The sequence below is a fragment of the Paenisporosarcina sp. HGH0030 genome, from assembly GCF_000411295.1.
Classification (GTDB): Bacteria; Bacillota; Bacilli; order Bacillales_A; family Planococcaceae; genus Paenisporosarcina.
Genome location: NZ_KE150421.1, coordinates 216,826 through 235,677, shown reverse-complemented (window position 1 = coordinate 235,677; position 18,852 = coordinate 216,826). Strand labels below are relative to the sequence as shown.

Here is an 18,852-nt window from a genome sequence, read left to right as displayed (position 1 = left end):
CTCCAGATTCACAAATCATTAAAAAAACTCCCTAAAAAGCATTAGGCTTCTTAGAGAGTGTAACCGTTCTATTCTATTTCTAGTACCATACGACGTTTGATTTCTGCCCATGCCGCATCAAATCCAAGTCCCGTTTCCGAAGAAAACAGAATCATCGTATCATGTGCTTCCATATCAAGTTCGTCACGAACCATTTTCTTATGCTTCTCCCATTTGCCTTTCGGGATTTTATCCGCTTTTGTGGCAATGACGATACAAGGAATGTTGTGATACTTCAGGAAATCATACATCATGCAATCATCATCGGATGGTGGATGACGAAGATCCACAATCTGGATAACGGCTTTCAGCACGTCACGACTCGTAATATACGTTTCGATCATTTTACCCCAAGCTTCACGTTCGCTTTTCGAAACTTTTGCATAGCCGTATCCAGGAACATCAACGAAAAACAATTGTTCTTCAATTTTATAGAAGTTCAATGTTTGCGTTTTCCCCGGTTTTGAAGAAATACGTGCCATACTCTTTCGGCCTATCATTTTATTAATAAATGAAGATTTTCCTACATTTGAACGACCAGCAAGAGCAAACTCCGGAAAACCATCTTCCGGATATTGCTCTGGTCGTACTGCACTGATTACTAATTCCACGTTATGCACTTTCATTTCACGCCGCCTCCTTCTAGTGCTATTTCCAGCACTTCGTCAGCATGCGAGACAAATTTGAATGTTAAGTCCTCGCGCACACTTCCCGGTATATCTTCTATATCTCGTTCATTTTCTTTCGGTAAAATAATCGTTGTTAATCCTGCACGGTGAGCGCTTAACGTTTTTTCTTTAACTCCACCGATTGGCAACACGCGACCACGTAATGTGATCTCACCAGTCATGCCCACTTCACGTCGAATAGGACGTTTTGACAAAGCCGATACAAGCGCCGTTGCAATGGTAATTCCGGCAGAAGGTCCGTCTTTCGGAACCGCCCCTTCAGGCACGTGAATATGAATATCATGCGATTCATGGAAATTCGCATCCAGTCCTAATACTTCGGTTTTCGATCGAACGAATGACAAGGCTGTCTGAGCAGACTCTTTCATGACATCGCCCAATTTACCAGTCAAAATCAGCTTTCCTTTACCAGGTGAAAGAGATACTTCAATTTGAAGTGTGTCTCCACCAACAGTGGTATAGGCCAAGCCCGTCGCAACACCTACCTGGTTTTCTGTTTCGGCTTGTCCATAACGGAATTTATGTTTGCCGATTAGATCTTCCAAAGAAGAAGCTTTGATGACAATGCGTTTTTTATCAGTGGATACCACTTGTTTAGCAGCTTTACGGCAAATAGCAGCAATTTGGCGCTCGAGACTACGTACACCCGCTTCACGTGTGTAATAGCGAATCAAGTCAAGAATCGCATCATCTTTAAGTTGCAGTTGCGATTTCGTCAAACCATGTTCTTTCAACTGCTTCGGCAATAAATGATTTTTTGCAATGGATTGCTTTTCCATCTCCGTATAGCCTGCAATAGAAATGATTTCCATGCGATCACGGAGTGGTCCTGGAATCGTGCTTAAATCATTAGCAGTTGCAACGAATAACACGTTTGATAAGTTATATGTTTCTTCGATGTAATGGTCGCTGAAATTGTGGTTCTGTTCTGGATCCAATACTTCAAGCATCGCTGATGAAGGATCCCCACGGAAGTCATTTGACATTTTATCAATTTCATCCAACAAGAAGACCGGATTAATTTTTCCGGCTTTTTTCATCCCCTGAATGATGCGTCCAGGCATTGCACCTACATACGTACGACGATGTCCACGAATTTCTGATTCATCTCGTACACCACCCAGTGAAATACGAACGAACTGACGTCCTAATGATTCTGCAATGGAACGGGCAAGCGAAGTTTTTCCGACACCTGGAGGTCCAGCTAGACAAAGAATCGGGCCGCGTAATGATTTGGTCAATTGACGAACAGCTAAATATTCGAGCACACGCTCTTTTACTGACTCCAGTCCATCGTGGTCACGATTTAAAATAGCTTCCGCTCGGTTGATATCCAATCGATCAGCCGTAGCATCCGTCCATGGAATGGCCACTAGCCAGTCCAAATAATTGCGAATGACGCCACTTTCAGCAGCCGCAGCCGGAAGTTTTTCATATCGGTCTAACTCTTTCAAAGCCACTTTTAACGTAGATTCAGGCATTCCTGATTCATCGATTTTCTTACGAAGGTCAGCTACTTCTCCTGTTTTACCTTCTCGATCGCCAAGTTCCGTTTGAATCGCTTTCATTTGCTCACGCAAATAAAATTCTTTTTGTGTACGTTCCATCGCCTGTTTTACCCGTGCAGATATTTTCTTTTCCATATCCAACACTTCTTGTTCATTGTGCAAGCGATTGATTAACCATTCCAAGCGGTCTTTTACGTCGAAAATTTCAAGCACTTCTTGTTTCCCACTAACCTTCAGCGGCAAGTAAGACGCGATCATATCCGCCAAACGGCCTGGTTCTTCAATATCAGAGACTGTGTCATATGTTTCTGATGTTACTTTTTTCGAAATTTTAGAGTACTTTTCAAAATACTGAAGTAGCATGCGCATAAGGGCTTCATGTTCCGGCGTTTTCTCAGTATCATCCGGTGAAGCAGTAACGGTCACAGTTGCGTAGTTATCACCTTCCGTGTAACTAGCCCACGTTGCACGCTCCAAACCTTCTACTAATACACGGATTGTTCCGTTTGGCAGTTTAATCATTTGATTAACATGTGCCAACGTTCCTATTCCGTTCAAATCCTCTTCTACTGGTTGTTCAACATTCATATCTTTTTGGGTTGCCAGAAAGACGATGTTATCAGTCAATAATGCCTGTTCCAATGCTGCAACAGAACGCTCACGACCTACATCAATATGTAACACCATCGTCGGAAATACTAGCAAACCACGTAAAGGTAATAATGGAACGATTTTTTCTTCATTTTTCTTTGACATTTGGAAAGTCACCTCCGTCCAATTTTGTCCGATTTCTCCATAAATCAAACATATGGAAGAAAAAGCTGACATCCGAGCTGCGCGTAGCATACGCACGTTCGAAGCCAGCTTTTCTCATTCAGCTAAATTTACGCTGAAGTTTTTTCATCATTTTGATTCAGTACGGTACCGTCTTCCAAAACCAAACGCGGATTTGTAGAATCAGTAACCGTTTCTTTCGTAATAACACACTCTATAATATCTTCACGTGAAGGCAATTCATACATCACGTCCAACATTAATGATTCAATAATCGAACGAAGTCCACGTGCACCCGTTTTGCGTTCGATTGCCAATTTCGCAATTTCAACCAGTGCATCATCTTCAAATGTCAATTTGACATTATCCAATTCAATCATTTTTTGGTATTGCTTCACTAAAGCATTTTTGGGTTCAGTTAAAATTTGAACAAGAGCGTTCTCGTCTAGCTGTTCCAAACTTGCCAATACTGGCAGACGGCCAATGAATTCAGGAATCAATCCGAATTTCAACAAATCTTCAGGAATTAATTGTGATAATAATGAAGATTCTTCAGGATCTTTTTTGTTTGGATCTGAACCGAAACCGATTACTTTTTGTCCTAAACGACGTTTAATGATTTGATCAATTCCATCAAATGCTCCACCAACGATAAACAAGATGTTCGTTGTGTCGATTTGAATGAATTCCTGATGAGGATGCTTACGCCCACCTTGAGGAGGAACGCTTGCAACTGTGCCTTCTAAAATTTTCAGAAGTGCCTGTTGCACACCTTCACCTGAAACGTCACGCGTGATGGATGGATTTTCGGATTTACGTGCTACTTTATCGATTTCATCGATATAAATAATACCTTTTTCCGCTTTTTCAACATCATAATCAGCCGATTGAATCAATTTCAGGAGAATGTTTTCTACATCTTCCCCAACATATCCAGCTTCAGTTAATGATGTTGCATCAGCAATCGCGAATGGCACATTCAGAATGCGCGCAAGTGTTTGAGCCAGTAACGTCTTACCGCTACCAGTTGGTCCCAAAATAACGATATTTGATTTTGATAATTCCACATCATCGATTTTGCTGTCGGAATTGATGCGTTTGTAATGATTATAAACAGCTACAGCGAGTGATTTTTTTGCTCGCTCCTGACCAATTACATATTCATCAAGAATGGAAAGGATTTCTTTTGGTTTTGGAACTTCCTTAAACTCAGTTTCTTCTTCTGTACCGAGTTCTTCTTCCACAATTTCCGTACATAATTCAATACATTCATCGCAAATATATACACCAGGTCCTGCGACCAGTTTACGAACTTGTTCTTGGGATTTTCCACAGAAGGAACACTTTAAATTCCCTTTTTCATCATTAAATTTGAACAAAATATTCACCCCTATTCAAGCCACAATCTTACAAGATTCTCCTACTAGAATCAACTAATAAGATTAATGAAAACTTAGATCATTATTTTTCATCGTTCAAGTATCTTTTGGATCAATCACCAGACATTACCTATGTATGAGAGAAAACAAGGCACGGGCAATATGTCCGCGCCTTGTTTTAAAAAGCAGTGATAAAAATTATTCTGTAACTTTAGCGTTTTCAACTAAGAAGTCGATTGTTTTTTGCATACGGATATCGTTTTCAAGTGCGCCAGTACCACCAAGTGCTGTATGGATTTGTTCAGCAGTCATGTTGAATTGACCAGACATTTTTTCGATTTCAGCATTTACTTCTTCTTCAGAAGCTGTTAAGCCTTCTGCTTCAGCGATCGCTTCAAGTGTCAAGGAAACTTTCACACGCTTGTTAGCATCTTCAATCATTTGTGTACGAAGTGCGTTTTCATCTTGACCTGAGAATTGGTAGTAAAGGTCAAGGTTCATACCTTGTGATTGTAAACGTTGTGCGAAGTCATTTAACATACGATCTACTTCTGCATCGATCATTGCTTGAGGAATATCGATTGTTGCGTTTTCAGCAACTTTCTCAACTAACTCATCTTTGAATCCAGCTTCAGCCGCATTTTTCTTTTCTTCAATTGCTTGTACTTTTAATTTCGTACGAAGAGCATCGATACCTTCAATTTCGCTATCGATTTCTTTTGCGAAATCATCGTTTAATTCAGGAAGTTCTTTTCCTTTTACTTCTTTCACAGTTACTTTGAAAGTAGCTTCTTTACCAGCAAGTTCAGCTGCATGGTATTCTTCAGGGAAAGTAACAACTACATCTTTTTGTTCGCCAGCTTTTAAGCCAACCAATTGCTCTTCGAAACCTGGAATGAATGATCCAGAACCAATTTCAAGTGCGTGGTCTTCACCAGCGCCGCCTTCAAATGCTTCTTCTCCAAGGAATCCTTCGAAATCGATAACAGCTGTATCGCCTTCAACGATTGCTTCGTCTTCTTTAACAACTAGCTCAGCCAAACGTGTTTGTTGTTCTTTTAATTGAGCTTCGATGTCTTCATCAGTTACATTTGAGTCTTGTTTAGAAACTTCAATGCCTTTGTAATCTCCAAGAGTTACTTCAGGACGTACTGTAACAGTAGCTTTGAAAATCAAGTTTTCACCTTGCTCCATTTTTTCGATGTCGATTTCCGGACGATCAACAGGATCGATTCCAGCTTCTTCAACTGCTGAAGCATATGCATCAGGTAGAATGAAATCTAAAGCATCTTGGTATAAAGACTCAGCACCAAAACGTTGTTCGAACATTTTACGTGGCATTTTTCCTTTACGGAAACCTGGTACGTTGATTTCTTTAACAACCTTTTTGAAAGCTTTATCTAAACCTTCATTAACTTTTGCTGCTTCTACTTCTACAGTTAGAATACCTGTGTTACCTTCTTGTTTTTCCCATTTCACTGACATATATTCAACCTCCATCATTAATTTCAATTGTTTAGTATCATTCTTATCTATGATTTTGACAACCATTCTAGTATAGCATAACCGCCGATACTTTCAACTTTTTTCACATGTTCCGCATTTCGAAGAGGACATCAATCCTAACGAGCAAGTCATACAACTTCCCTTCGCAAGTCACTTCTTCCCCTAACATGCCACCTACGTAATTTATATAAGCTTCAGCCACTTCTTGCTCATCGAACGAAAACCATTCAAATGGATACGTTGCAAATGAGTGACGAATGATTAAATCATGAACCATTTCCAGTTTGGTTGGATTTTGAATGAGGTCATCTTCCGTCATGTTTAGGACAGCTTCGACCATCGGTGTTTGGGAAGGGTCTAACAGCTCTTTAGGGATAATATCTGTTCCATAACCGAACTTTTCAATGGTTATGTTCCGATCTATTCTTTTGTGTACCATCAATAACAGGGCGAAGGATTTCGTTATGGGTGATATTAGGTCATCTTCAATAATGGTCACCAGTTCATTTTCTATTGGCGTCAGATCTTCCCCTTCCAGTTCAACCAATAGTTGCTGTTGCTTATCTTCTGGGAAACGAGAAAATGTTTCGTATTGAAATAAGCTTGCATCAATTTGATTGTTATGAGGAACATCTTCCAATATCCGATCACTTTTTTGTTTGGCCACGCGTTCATTCAATGTGAGAAGTTGTTCAAATTTATCTATTTTATCTTCAGAAACAACGCCTTCTTCAAGCAATGATTCCAAAATTTCTTTTACCTCACCGAACTGGCGGAGCTCCATCAGGATCGTTACATACAACTCCATCGTTTCAAAGTAATAGGTAGGACCTAATTTCAAAAGTTCCTCACAAACTGTCTTAGCCTCAGTGAATTCCCGAATTTCATACAATGAATATGCATAGACACCCAGTGTTTGTTCATCAGCTTCTATGTATGTCAGGGCCTGTCTAATTGAATCCACAGCTAAATCATATTGAAAATCTTCAGCATGTTTCAGTCCTTCGGATATGAGTCTGTCCACCATGCCCGGAAAGACAATGATGTTTTCTTTTTTTTGAAGTTTTCCGTACTTTTTTCGCAATGTGGATTCCGCCTTTCTCTTGCGTTTATAGTAGCACAAATTGAAAAAAGGATGCGCTTCTCAGCACATCCTTTCTTCATTATTTCTATTCTTCTTTGAGTAAAAAGCTCAATCAGTGATTAAAAACCGAATTCAGCTTGTTGTTCACTAGTAATATCTTCATACGTGTCTTCGTCATAGCTTGAGCTGATAATGAACTTCAATGATTTCAATTCATCAACATTGCTGGTGGTAAAAACTCCGATTGTTCCTTCATGTTTGGTCTTACCATAAAAAGTACTGTCAAAGCCATTTTCTTCCCAAATAAAGTCATTACCCATTGCATCCAGTTGCTCGCCCGTATTCGTAACGATTGTACTGATTCCGTTCCATCCAATATTTTTATCAGATGTATTTTCAGCTGTATAATTTATTTGAATATAATTAAGTTTCTCTGGCAATTCCGAAGCATTCATGAATTGGAGTAAATAGTCTGTGTTATCAGGATGAATATCTGTTAGTTGGATGACTTTCATGTTTGTCACAACAACTTTTACAGGTGCTATGTCCACACTTTGATTGATCTCTTTAATTTTCAGCAATTCTACAGAAGTTCCATCCTCTTCCTTCACTTTTTGCCCAACTTCTGTTAAAAGTACTCGGCCATTTTCATCCGTTACCGGTTCGCTGACATCTTCTTTTTTATTGGAAACTTCTTTCTGTTCCGCTTTTGAAGGATCGACTTCTTTAGCAGTTGTTTGATCTTCACTGCACCCCACTAAAACTCCGGTGACAAGCAAAATTAATGGAAGCAATGCTTTTAATGTTTTTTTCACGCTATGTACTCTCCCTGGTCCAAAAATGTAAAATTATAGTGATTTCTTATAATCTTCAAAATTCATATTAAAAGACTGTAATATAATTGTAAAGATATTTTAATATAGTAATTACTTCCTCTAAACACTATAAAAGGGAAATTTACATGTAGAAGAAAATAGAAAAAGAGTGCGCATTTATGCACACCCCTTCATACTTTTCAAACTAGATTTCAAACTGGAATTGTAATCGTGAAAGTAGTTCCTTTACCTTTTTTACTTTCAACATCAATTTTACCTTTAACTTTGCAGATCGTTCCATACACCATCAACATGCCAAGGCCTGTACCTTCTTTTTTTGTTGAGTAATAAGGTTTACCCAAGTTCTTTATTTCATCCTTCGTCATTCCAATGCCACTATCTTGAACGGTTATGATAATGTTTTGATCGAAATCACAGACCTCAATTGTCAAAATCCCACCGTTTTCTTTCATTGCTTCTATTCCATTTTTTAATAGATTCAAAAGACACTGTTGCATTTGATTTTTATCGTATTTCAACTTCAGTGTATTTGTAAAATGACATTCAATTTCGACACGATTCATTTTAGCATAAGGCATTAGAATATTTTTCACGTACCTAAATTCTTCTTCTAAATTGGCATACACCATGTTTTCAGATTGCGGTTTCGCAAATGCTAGAAAATCACTCACAATTTGTTCGGCACGTTCCAATTCTTTCAACGAAAAATCGATGTACATTTTTTCAGCTACCGATACATTCTTTGATTCCTTCAATAGCTGCAAGAAACCATTGGTCACAGTCAAAGGGTTTCTAATCTCATGCGACACACTTGCCGTAAGCTCACTCATCACATGAAGCCGTTCTGCGTGAAGGAAATTTTCGCGGCTCTTAATATTATCGAGTGCTTTTTCGATCATCAACATAATCAGGATAATGACAACAACATGAGTGGTAAGGGAATAAAATGCCAGCAACCAGAACTCCTGTGTTAATACATCAAAAAATGTACTGAGCGTCGTTAAGTAAAATCCCATCGTGAATATCGCTGCCGAAACACCAATAAGTATTCGTTTTTGCGTGTTTACTCGAAGAAATATTTTACTCAAAAAAGGCACAATAATGAAAATGGAGGATGAAAATAAAAGGGATTGAATTGTTCCCTCCCCACCAATAATAAAACGATAAACGTTCAAGACAATAAAAAGAGGCAGAACCTTCCAAAAACCTCCATATAACGCAACGATAATAAACGGGATATACCGCAAATCAAAAATAAAACCAATATCCAGATGAATTGGATAAACCATACATAAAATCATCGAAATCGTGGCAAAGGCAATGAGGAATACAATATTATAAAAATGTTTGCGATTATCAAAGAAAATCACGAACAATAGTAGAGGGAAAATTAAAAATAAGATATTTAACAACAACGTTTCTAACACTGAATTTCCTCCTTTCCTTGGAACCAAAGTTCTTCTAGGGAGAATTATACTTCTTCCGCAATAGACATTTCCAATATGTCGAATTTTGTAATAAAAAAACCTTCTTTACCAAAGTGAAGTCACATGCGTTATGTGATCAATTCACTTTTAGATAAAGAAGGATTAATTGACACAGTTTCTGCGACTCTTCAAACTTTTCAATACCCCGAAAAATTTAACGAGAAGCCCTAATTTCTGAACAATTTGGACATTTTTTCTGATTACTACCTTTAAATTTAGTAAAAGTTTTTTCGAAATTATTTCCACATGAACATTTAAACAGTAGTTTTTGAGAGTATCCTACATACTCATTAGAAAGTAATTCACAATCTGAATTCTTCTTGACATATTCTCTGATATTTTCAATAGTCCATTTTTTATTCACATTAACACCCTCCAATAGATACTGGTTCCGAATTTTAACACAGGAAGAAGTTTCGGATACCTTCTTTACAATTTGGCACGTGACTACCTAATCTTTCTGATTACCCTATTATATCATCACTTCAACAACTCTGTTTTAGACTCAAATATATTTCATCAGCAAATGGATTGAATCATTGAACATGCCTATAATTGGTCACAAAAAAACTCCCTAAATATAATTTAGGGAGTTTTTTGCTCAAAGTCTTACATACGTCCCAGGAGGGATTCGAACCCCCGACCGACGCCTTAGAAGGGCGTTGCTCTATCCAGCTGAGCTACTGAGACTTGTGATTTTCAGTTCTTTTCAGAAATGAAGACAATATTTATTATAGAAATGCTACAGCCAAAAGTCAACGTTATTTTTCAGTAATTTTAAATGTTACTTTTTCAAGAGTTTCATTTTCATTCGAAAAGAATGTTACGGTCCACTGAACTGGTGACTTTTCGATGATTGCATAGCTCTTTTCAAGGCGTCCTCTTGGCAATTCCAAACTTCCCGGATTTACAAATAGGGTGCCTTCAATCTGTTCAGTACCCAATAAATGCGAATGTCCGAACAAAACCACATCTGCTCCAAGTTCCTGAGCACGGTAACTAATCGGCAGCATGGTCGATTTCACTTGTAATACATGACCATGCGCCATAAATATTTTCACACCGTTAATCTCAGCGAATACTTCTTCAGGAAATGAGGAATCCCAATCACAATTTCCTCGGACGACAAAAGCAGATTGTAGCGATGTATGATTTACATCAAGTTCGCTATCCCCACAATGAAATACTGCATCCACTGAACCGACATGTTGTCTTACCTGATCAATCGAATTAACTTCTCCATGGGTATCACTCATTACTAAAATACGCATGTACTCGCCACCTTATTTCAACAAGTTGGGTAATTCCGCTTCAATTTTTTTGATGGCATTTCCACGGTGGGAAATTGCTGCTTTTTCTGAAGGCAATAACTCAGCCATCATTTTGCCAAGTGTCGGCACAAAGAAAATCGGATCATAACCAAAGCCGTTTGTGCCCATTTTCTCATGGGCAATGACGCCTTCACAAGTTCCGAAAGCAGTCTTCGTCTCCATATTAGGACCTGCCAACGCAATGGCACAACAAAAACGAGCTGTCCGTTCTTCGTCTACCACGTCTTTAAGTTCAGTCAGAACTTTTTGCATGTTTGCATCATCACTTTTTTCTTCTCCGGCATAGCGTGCAGAATAGACGCCTGGAGCGCCATTTAAAGCGTCAATTGCTAGACCGCTGTCATCAGCTATCACGAAAGTTTGTAAGCGTTCAGCAAGGGCCTCAGCTTTAAGAACGGCATTTTCTTCGAACGTTGTGCCTGTTTCTTCAATATCCATGTCATTCGCTACATCATGGAGAGTCAAAACTTCAAAACCATAGGGATTGAAAATCGCTTCGAAGTCTTTCGCCTTGCCTTTATTTTTCGTTGCAATAATTACTTGCTTCATGATAAATCACCTAGCTTTTTGCCGATTCGGTGAGCCATTTCCCCAAGCACATCTTTCTGAATGGCGATCAACTGCTGAATGCCTTCGTCACCTAGATCAAGCAATTCATTTAACTGCTGTCTTGTAAATGTAGCCTCTTCTCCAGTACCTTGAAGTTCCACAAATTGACCAGAACCAGTCTGGATAATATTCATATCGACATTTGCAGAGGAATCTTCAATGTAGTTTAGGTCAAGAATTGCACCGAGCTCACCATCAATTCCTACGCTCGTCGCTGCAAGGAAATCTGTTACAGGAAATTCAGGGAGCTGTTTTTCATCTTGTAGCTTTGCAATAGCCATTGTCATCGCAACAAATGCACCGGTAATCGAAGCAGTACGTGTGCCGCCATCTGCCTGGATCACATCACAGTCAATCCACAGCGTTCGCTCTCCTAATGTTTCCAGATTGACTACTGCTCGCAGTGCTCGTCCAATGAGACGTTGTATTTCCATTGTACGGCCACCAATCTTACCTTTCGACGCTTCACGTTGTGTTCGTGAACCTGTCGCTCTTGGAAGCATTGAATATTCAGCCGTAATCCATCCTTTACCTTGCCCACGTAAAAAATGCGGTACGCGTTCTTCAATGGTTGCTGTACAGATTACTTTCGTCTGTCCTACTGTTATCAATACGGAACCTTCTGGATGCACCAAGTAATCGGTCTCTATCGTCACAGGTCTCAGTTGTTTTGAATTTCGTCCATCTTGTCTCATGTGTTTGTTTCCTCCTCGTATACATTCGCGCACTTATCGTATCACATAAGCTTTAAACGAATCAAAACCCGGAAATTCCTTTTTCAAGGAATTCCAGGTTTTATTTAAATGATATTTGTTGAATTGTTGGGTTTTCGATTTCAAGCCATTTCGTAATAATGGTCCTGAACATTGGTATGGAACCCGTTGTATAGAAAATGTGCGGTACCTTACTCGGTTGCTCTCTTTGCTTCTGGTAATAGTTGAGGATAGCATCCACTTCATCGGCCGTTTCTTCGGCTGATGAAAGAACCTTCACATGCGGACCAACCGCCTTTTCAATAAGATCCTGTAATAAAGGGTAATGAGTACATCCCAATATTAACGTATCAAATGATTCTTTTTGCAATGGTTCGAGTGTCTTTTCAACCAATTCCTTCGCAAATTCGCCTTCATATTCGCCACTTTCAACTAGTGGAACAAATGCCGGGCAAGCAAGTGGAACGGTATGACAGGAAGATGATAAAGCCTTCAAAGCCTTCTCGTAAGCACCACTTTGAATAGTACCTACAGTCCCCAATATACAGACTTCAGAACGTCTTGTTGCTTTTATAGCTGCTCGCGCCCCTGGGAAAATTACCCCCACGACTGGGAACGGGCAATATTTTTGTAAGGATTCAAGTGCGACCGCTGTTGCTGTATTACACGCGACAACGAGCATTTTTATGGATTGCGCTTTCAGTGCTTCCGCCATTTGCCATGTGAATTTCCGCACTTCAGTTGCTGAACGCGGTCCATATGGACATCTCGCTGTATCTCCAATGTAGAGAAATTGCTCATTGGGCAACCGTCGCATAAGTTCTTTGACAACCGTTAAGCCGCCAACACCTGAATCGATCACGCCGATTGGTGTATTCACGAGATTCGCCTCAATCCTCTTTCATTTCTACATGAAGTCTTTGGAGAAGGCTCGACAACTGTTGCACTTCTACAGCATCAAAATCAGACAAAATATCTTGCAAATAATCTTGACGTTTTTGAATAACTTCTTCAATCACGCGCTCGCCTTCTTTTAATAAATGAATGCGAACGACACGTCGATCTTGCTCATCACGAACACGCATGACAAGTTGGTTCTTTTCCATCCGGTCGACTAAATCCGTTGTCGTACTGAATGCCAAATACATTTTGGTAGAAAGATCACCAATGGTCATGTCACCATGTTCAAACAACCATTGCAACGCAACAAATTGAGGTGGCGTCACAGTATAGTTACTTAAAATTTGGCGACCTTTTTGTTTGATAATGCCTGATATATAACGAAGTTCTTTTTCCAGAAAAGCTACTTGCTCCTGGTTATGGTTATGTTCATTGCTCGAAATTTGCTCTGTCATGTGCTGAATCCACTCCCTGAATACGATTACTTGTGTATTCATTGTGACGTCTTTTGCGGAAATTGGCAAGACATACTCAGTCTAGTGCTAATTCGCCAAGTCGTAAAAGTTCGAGTATCGCTTGTGATCTGCCTGATACGCCCAACTTTTGGATGGTATTCGAGATGTGATTTCTCACGGTTTTCTCACTGATATTGAGTTGAATGGAAATATCTTTCGTTGAATAATCACGCACTAACAATTGAAAAATTTCTCTTTCTCGTCCTGTTAATAATGAACGATGATGTGCTCGTTCTGACAAAATACGCCCCTCCTATCCACTCTTCCTAGTAACGTATGTCAGAAGATAAAAGGCGGTGACGGCTAATTGGGTAGGAATAACGATTTTTCTTCTTCTGTCCAAGGCGATCCCTTACCAGTTGCCTTGCTTATTTGCACAACAGTTCCCCTACCCGTGAAAACAGTTTCCCCTTTTTCATTCGTGGCATGGTAATGGATATCCACTGATGAAGTACCCACCGAATCAGCTTTCACATGAATCTGAAGCTTTTCATCAAAGAATACTTGTTTTACATAATCGCATTGTAAATCGGCAACAACCGGAATCGTCTTACCTTTTGGATCCAACCAATCATTCATCAAGCCGATTTGTTTAAGATATTCAATTCGCGCAAACTCGAAATAAGAAAAGTTATATGTATTGTTCAGATGTCCATACATATCCGTTTCACTGAAACGAACTTGAACCGGTACTGAAAAATGAAACCCACTTACCCATTGCTCTGGGTCTTGGATATAAGATGCACGCATAATGAATTTCTCCTTTGGTTTATGTATTTTATGAATGGTGATTCATTGTTGATGATATTGTAACAAAGTTTCTTCTGAAGGGGAAAGAATTTAATGGATAGAAATGGATAAATTTAGAGAGGGATTTTTTTGGATAGGGGCAACTTTATGAGTTATTGGGGCAACTTCTGCCATGATTAGGGCAACTAACCAATTACCTCCTAATTCTGACGGAATTATTGGATTAATAAATTGGCTTCGCTTCGATTTTGGAGCAACTTTCGGTATTTCGGAGCGATTTTAGCAACTTAACGCTCCCTGCACACTTCTTTAAACAAAAAAGCAGCCTCTCGCAAAATGCGGGAGGCTGACAAATTAAGCTCTTCTTAGTCAACCATGTGGTCGCTTCCGAAGAAGTTTTTGAACATTTGAACCGTAGTGTCACGGTTTAGAGCTGCGATAGAAGTAGTCAAAGGAATTCCTTTAGGACATGCTACTACACAGTTTTGAGAGTTACCACAGTTTGCAAGTCCGCCATCACCCATGATGGAATTTAGACGCTCGTCTCTATTCATGGCACCCGTTGGATGCGCATTCATAAGACGTACTTGTGATAACGGTGCTGGGCCCATGAAATCTGAATTTGTGTTTACGTTTGGACATGCTTCCAAACAAACGCCACAAGTCATACATTTAGATAGTTCATATGCCCATTGACGTTTACGTTCAGGCATACGTGGTCCATCACCTAGATCATAAGATCCATCTATTGGAACCCAAGCTTTAACTTTTTTCAATGAATCAAACATACGTGAACGGTCAACGATTAAGTCGCGTACAACAGGGAATGTTTTCATTGGTTCTAAGCGAATAGGTTGCTCCAATTTATCAACTAGAGCTGTACATGATTGACGTGGACGGCCATTGATGACCATCGAACATGCTCCACATACTTCTTCCAAACAGTTCATATCCCAGTTTACAGGTGTTGTGTGTTTACCATCTGTATTTACTGGATTACGACGAATTTCCATTAATCCAGAAATAACGTTCATATTTGGACGATAATCTAACTCGAATTTTTCCCAATACGGGGTAGAATCCGTAGAGTCTTGACGAAGGATCTCAAAAACGACGGTTTTAGTTGCTGTTGCGTTCATGATTATTAATCCCCTTTCGATGAATAGTCACGTTTACGTGGTGGAATTAATGAAACATCTATTTCTTCATAATGAATGACCGGCGCTCCAGTAGCTGGATCAAAATTCGCCATAGTTGTTTTCATAAATTGCTCATCATCTCGTTCTGGGAAATCTGGCTTGTAGTGAGCACCACGACTTTCATCACGTAACAATGCACCTTGCGTAATAACGCGAGCTAAGTATAGCATATTTTTCAATTGACGCGCGAAAGTAGCACCTTGATTGGACCACTTTTGAGTGTCATTAATGTTGATATTATTAAATCTCTCAAGAAGTTCTTGAATTTTTTCATCAGTTGCTTGTAAACGGTCGTTATAACGAACTACTGTTACGTTATCTGTCATCCATTCGCCAAGCTCTTTATGCAAGACATATGCATTTTCAGTACCGTCAAGAGACATAATTTCATCCCATTTTTGTTGCTCTGCAGCCGTGTGTGCATCAAAAATTGTTGATGGCATATCTTCAGCATGAGTTTTTAGTCCACTCATATATTTAACTGCGTTAGGACCTGCAACCATTCCGCCATAAATTGCAGAAAGTAATGAGTTTGCTCCAAGTCGGTTTGCGCCATGTTGAGAGTAATCACACTCACCTGCAGCAAATAAACCAGGAATAGTTGTCATTTGATCGTAGTCAACCCATAGTCCACCCATTGAATAATGGACTGCTGGGAAGATTTTCATTGGAAGTTTACGGGGATCTTCACCTGTGAATTTCTCATAAATTTCAATGATTCCGCCAAGCTTGATATCCAATTCTTTCGGGTCTTTGTGTGAAAGATCCAAGAATACCATGTTTTCGCCGTTAACCCCAAGTTTTTGGTTAACACACACATCAAAAATTTCGCGAGTTGCGATATCACGAGGTACCAAGTTCCCGTAACTAGGATATTTTTCTTCAAGGAAGTACCAAGGTTTACCGTCTTTATATGTCCAAATACGTCCACCTTCACCACGCGCTGATTCGGACATTAAACGAAGTTTGTCATCTCCTGGAATCGCTGTAGGGTGAATTTGAATGAATTCGCCATTTGCGTAGGTTGCACCTTGTTGATAAACAATTGAAGCTGCAGAGCCTGTATTGATTATAGAGTTTGTTGATTTTCCAAAAATAATACCAGGACCACCTGTTGCCATGATGACAGCGTCACCACGGAAAGGACGGATTTCCATAGTTTTCAAGTTTTGAGCCATGATTCCGCGACAAACGCCGTCGTCATCTAAGATTGCACCTAGGAATTCCCAGTTTTCGTATTTCGTTACAAGACCGTCAACTTCGTAGCGACGTACTTGTTCATCAAGTGCATAAAGCAATTGTTGACCAGTTGTAGCGCCTGCGAAAGCTGTACGATGGAACATTGTTCCCCCGAAACGACGGAAATCTAATAACCCTTCAGGTGTACGGTTAAACATAACACCCATACGATCGAATAATCGAATGATTCCAGGTGCTGCTTCTGCCAATGCTTTTACTGGTGGTTGATTCGCAAGGAAATCCCCGCCGTATACTGTATCATCAAAGTGATTGTCAGTTGAATCGCCTTCACCTTTTGTATTTAATGCTCCGTTAATTCCGCCCTGAGCACACACTGAGTGTGAGCGTTTAACAGGAACTAATGAGAATAATTCTACTGTTGTTCCTTCTTCTGCTGCTTTCATTGTTGCCATTAAACCAGCTAGACCACCGCCGACAACAATCAATTTACTTTTCGCCATGATTCTTCTCACTCCTCTTTTTAATAGTAATCAAGCAATTTCAGAAACTTATTACACGAATGCAAGAAGTGCACGAACGCCGATTACTGTCAATGCTAAGAAGATACCGATCGTCACGTAAGTTGAAATTCGTTGTGACCTAGGTGATTGAGTGATACCCCAGCTTACCAAGAATGACCAAATACCGTTAGCTAAATGGAATGTTGCAGATACTACACCAACCACGTAGAATACAAACATTAATGGATTTGCTAATATATCAGCCATCATGTCAAAGTTAACTTCATCAGCACCAATTGCTTTTTGGAATCGTGTCTCGAATAAATGCCATGCGATAAACACGACTAGAATGACCCCGGTAATACGTTGCAAAACAAACATCCAGTTACGGAATGTACCATAACGCTGTGTGTTATTTTTCGCAGTAAAGGCTATGTACACACCATAGAACGCATGGAACATCAATGGAATGTAGATGACAAACCATTCTAAAAACAATACGAATGGTAAACTTTCCATGAAGTGAGATGCTTTGTTAAAAGCCTCTTCTCCTCTTGTAGCAAAATGGTTAACAACCAAATGCTGCGTCACGAACAATCCTACTGGAATGATTCCAAGTAAAGAATGTAAACGGCGCAAATAAAATTCACGATCTTTCGACAAGACTGTTACCCCCCTCAGTACTGAAAATAGGCAGACAAGATCAGACCTTCGTATGGAACGAAAGCAACATTGACTGCATATCTCATCATGGTACAATATTATGACATGTTTATTGTACTCCCATCATAAGGGAGCGTCAAGGCAAGGAAGCCCACTACATAAGGCAATTTAAATCAGGTAAATTCTCGGTGTTGTACTATTTTAACTACCTTGTCCATGAAAAATTCTTATATTAAAAAAGTTTGAAGGCAATTAAGCCAGAAAGCGGGATTCAGATGACAATGACAGAGACAAAAAAGGTACCCACTTTTGGTTACGAATTAATTCGAGATCATGTACTTTCGACAATTTTAGGGAAACACGAAGAAGATATTTTATATTGGGCCGGAAAAGATTTAGCCCGCAAGTTCCAGATGTTTTCCATGGAAGAAACGACATCTTTTTTTCAAGAAGCGGGCTGGGGCATTCTAACACTTGAACAAAGTACAAAAGATGAAGCATTTTATGTATTGACTGGAGAACCCGATGCCCTGCAGTTCGAGAAACGATGTTTCCGCCTGGAAGCAGGATTCCTGGCTCAGCAGCAACAAAAACTGGGTGGTTTTATGACAGAATGCTTTGAAGAAAAACAACTGAAGAAAAACTCCGTTCAATTCCATGTGAAATGGGATCTAAAAGAAAAAGTTTAAAGCTTCACTGACTCGATAGTAAAAATCGAGTTGAAGCTGAAAAGAAAGCGGGCAGTCACTTCCAAATGGAGTGTCTGCCCGCTTTTTTCAATCCCAATTCAATCTGTTATCCAATTGAGACTGATATTGTTTAAAAACATTACTATTTGTTTTGATTCCTTTTTGAGATAACATACGGTTCAATTGGGTGAGTCTTTGATTATATTGCTGTTCAAGTTCTGTTTTTTCGCGTTGTGTGGCTTTTTTCATTTGATGCTCTAAGTCACTCATTTCTTCTTTCACGAACTGAGCTTCTTCATCATGCCCTGAGTTTTTTAAAATGCGCATTACCATACGAATGTCTTCTGGATAATGATCAAATTCATCCGGCGGTAACGGTTTCCCAGCTCCCGGCAAATTGTCAAACTGTCCATCACGTTGTGCTTTTTTAATTAAATCCTCCACGATATGCCAGTTCATTTATCTCACTGCCTCTCATGAT

The 18,852-nt window shown here is 39.5% G+C and carries 20 protein-coding genes and 1 tRNA gene; 1 reads left to right on the top strand and 20 read right to left on the bottom strand.

The genetic code is table 11. The features are described 5' to 3' along the window. Positions 1-68 precede the first annotated feature (68 nt). The 19 genes from yihA to HMPREF1210_RS01100 all read right to left on the bottom strand — a co-directional run bounded on the left by yihA (position 69) and on the right by HMPREF1210_RS01100 (position 17,682). The gene (gene yihA / locus HMPREF1210_RS01190; RefSeq protein WP_016426759.1) at positions 69-665 is read right to left on the bottom strand and encodes a ribosome biogenesis GTP-binding protein YihA/YsxC; all 597 of its coding nucleotides are present in this window, start codon (positions 663-665) and stop codon (positions 69-71) included. Next, positions 662-2,992, bottom strand: coding sequence for an endopeptidase La (gene lon, locus HMPREF1210_RS01185; protein WP_016426758.1), 2,331 nt, complete (start codon positions 2,990-2,992; stop codon positions 662-664). The genes yihA and lon overlap by 4 nt, the downstream gene beginning before the upstream one ends. A 128-nt stretch (positions 2,993-3,120) precedes the next feature. Beyond that, positions 3,121-4,389: an ATP-dependent protease ATP-binding subunit ClpX gene (gene clpX, locus HMPREF1210_RS01180; RefSeq protein WP_016426757.1), complete on the bottom strand. Its 1,269-nt coding sequence runs from the start codon at positions 4,387-4,389 to the stop codon at positions 3,121-3,123. Positions 4,390-4,587: 198 nt separating this feature from the next. Then, positions 4,588-5,874, bottom strand: a complete 1,287-nt coding sequence (tig, locus tag HMPREF1210_RS01175; protein WP_016426756.1) for a trigger factor — start codon at positions 5,872-5,874, stop codon at positions 4,588-4,590. Positions 5,875-5,977: 103 nt separating this feature from the next. Then, positions 5,978-6,979, bottom strand: a complete 1,002-nt coding sequence (locus HMPREF1210_RS01170) for a hypothetical protein (protein ID WP_016426755.1) — start codon at positions 6,977-6,979, stop codon at positions 5,978-5,980. A gap of 119 nt (positions 6,980-7,098) precedes the next feature. Next, the gene (locus HMPREF1210_RS01165; protein ID WP_016426754.1) at positions 7,099-7,794 is read right to left on the bottom strand and encodes a hypothetical protein; all 696 of its coding nucleotides are present in this window, start codon (positions 7,792-7,794) and stop codon (positions 7,099-7,101) included. A gap of 212 nt (positions 7,795-8,006) precedes the next feature. Next, positions 8,007-9,242, bottom strand: coding sequence for a sensor histidine kinase (locus tag HMPREF1210_RS01160; protein ID WP_016426753.1), 1,236 nt, complete (start codon positions 9,240-9,242; stop codon positions 8,007-8,009). Between the two features lie 214 nt (positions 9,243-9,456). Next, on the bottom strand, positions 9,457-9,666 hold the full coding sequence (locus HMPREF1210_RS01155) for a hypothetical protein (RefSeq protein ID WP_036659271.1): 210 nt from the start codon (positions 9,664-9,666) through the stop codon (positions 9,457-9,459). A gap of 252 nt (positions 9,667-9,918) precedes the next feature. Further along, positions 9,919-9,992 (bottom strand) — tRNA-Arg (locus HMPREF1210_RS01150). A 71-nt stretch (positions 9,993-10,063) separates the two neighbouring features. After that, positions 10,064-10,573 (bottom strand): metallophosphoesterase, encoded by a 510-nt coding sequence (locus tag HMPREF1210_RS01145; protein ID WP_016426752.1) that lies wholly within the window; start codon positions 10,571-10,573, stop codon positions 10,064-10,066. A 12-nt stretch (positions 10,574-10,585) separates the two neighbouring features. After that, positions 10,586-11,182: an XTP/dITP diphosphatase gene (locus tag HMPREF1210_RS01140; RefSeq protein ID WP_016426751.1), complete on the bottom strand. Its 597-nt coding sequence runs from the start codon at positions 11,180-11,182 to the stop codon at positions 10,586-10,588. Further along, positions 11,179-11,937 carry a ribonuclease PH gene (gene rph, locus HMPREF1210_RS01135; protein WP_016426750.1) on the bottom strand — a complete coding sequence of 253 codons (759 nt, stop codon included), beginning with the start codon at positions 11,935-11,937 and terminating at the stop codon, positions 11,179-11,181. Before rph ends, HMPREF1210_RS01140 begins: the two co-directional genes overlap by 4 nt. A 100-nt stretch (positions 11,938-12,037) precedes the next feature. Continuing rightward, positions 12,038-12,835, bottom strand: a complete 798-nt coding sequence (gene racE, locus HMPREF1210_RS01130) for a glutamate racemase (RefSeq protein WP_016426749.1) — start codon at positions 12,833-12,835, stop codon at positions 12,038-12,040. Positions 12,836-12,845: 10 nt separating this feature from the next. Next, entirely contained in the window at positions 12,846-13,310 is a 465-nt protein-coding gene (locus tag HMPREF1210_RS01125; protein WP_016426748.1) for a MarR family winged helix-turn-helix transcriptional regulator, read from the bottom strand. 76 nt (positions 13,311-13,386) lie between these two features. Then, positions 13,387-13,611, bottom strand: coding sequence for a LuxR C-terminal-related transcriptional regulator (locus tag HMPREF1210_RS01120; protein WP_016426747.1), 225 nt, complete (start codon positions 13,609-13,611; stop codon positions 13,387-13,389). Between the two features lie 62 nt (positions 13,612-13,673). Then, positions 13,674-14,120 carry a thioesterase family protein gene (locus tag HMPREF1210_RS01115; protein WP_016426746.1) on the bottom strand — a complete coding sequence of 149 codons (447 nt, stop codon included), beginning with the start codon at positions 14,118-14,120 and terminating at the stop codon, positions 13,674-13,676. Between the two features lie 365 nt (positions 14,121-14,485). Beyond that, complete coding sequence (sdhB, locus tag HMPREF1210_RS01110) at positions 14,486-15,259, bottom strand: succinate dehydrogenase iron-sulfur subunit (RefSeq protein ID WP_016426745.1); 774 nt, start codon at positions 15,257-15,259, stop codon at positions 14,486-14,488. Positions 15,260-15,264: 5 nt separating this feature from the next. After that, a complete protein-coding gene (gene sdhA, locus HMPREF1210_RS01105; protein ID WP_016426744.1) occupies positions 15,265-17,019 on the bottom strand; it encodes a succinate dehydrogenase flavoprotein subunit in 1,755 nt (584 codons plus the stop codon). 51 nt (positions 17,020-17,070) lie between these two features. After that, a complete protein-coding gene (locus HMPREF1210_RS01100; RefSeq protein ID WP_016426743.1) occupies positions 17,071-17,682 on the bottom strand; it encodes a succinate dehydrogenase cytochrome b558 subunit in 612 nt (203 codons plus the stop codon). 275 nt (positions 17,683-17,957) lie between these two features. Here HMPREF1210_RS01100 and HMPREF1210_RS01095 point away from each other — a divergent pair, with 275 nt between their 5' ends. Continuing rightward, positions 17,958-18,371, top strand: coding sequence for a YslB family protein (locus tag HMPREF1210_RS01095; protein WP_016426742.1), 414 nt, complete (start codon positions 17,958-17,960; stop codon positions 18,369-18,371). A gap of 87 nt (positions 18,372-18,458) precedes the next feature. On the opposite strand, the gene HMPREF1210_RS01090 is transcribed toward HMPREF1210_RS01095, so the two are convergent. Continuing rightward, positions 18,459-18,830 carry a DUF1992 domain-containing protein gene (locus tag HMPREF1210_RS01090; protein WP_016426741.1) on the bottom strand — a complete coding sequence of 124 codons (372 nt, stop codon included), beginning with the start codon at positions 18,828-18,830 and terminating at the stop codon, positions 18,459-18,461. Positions 18,831-18,852: the final 22 nt, after the last annotated feature.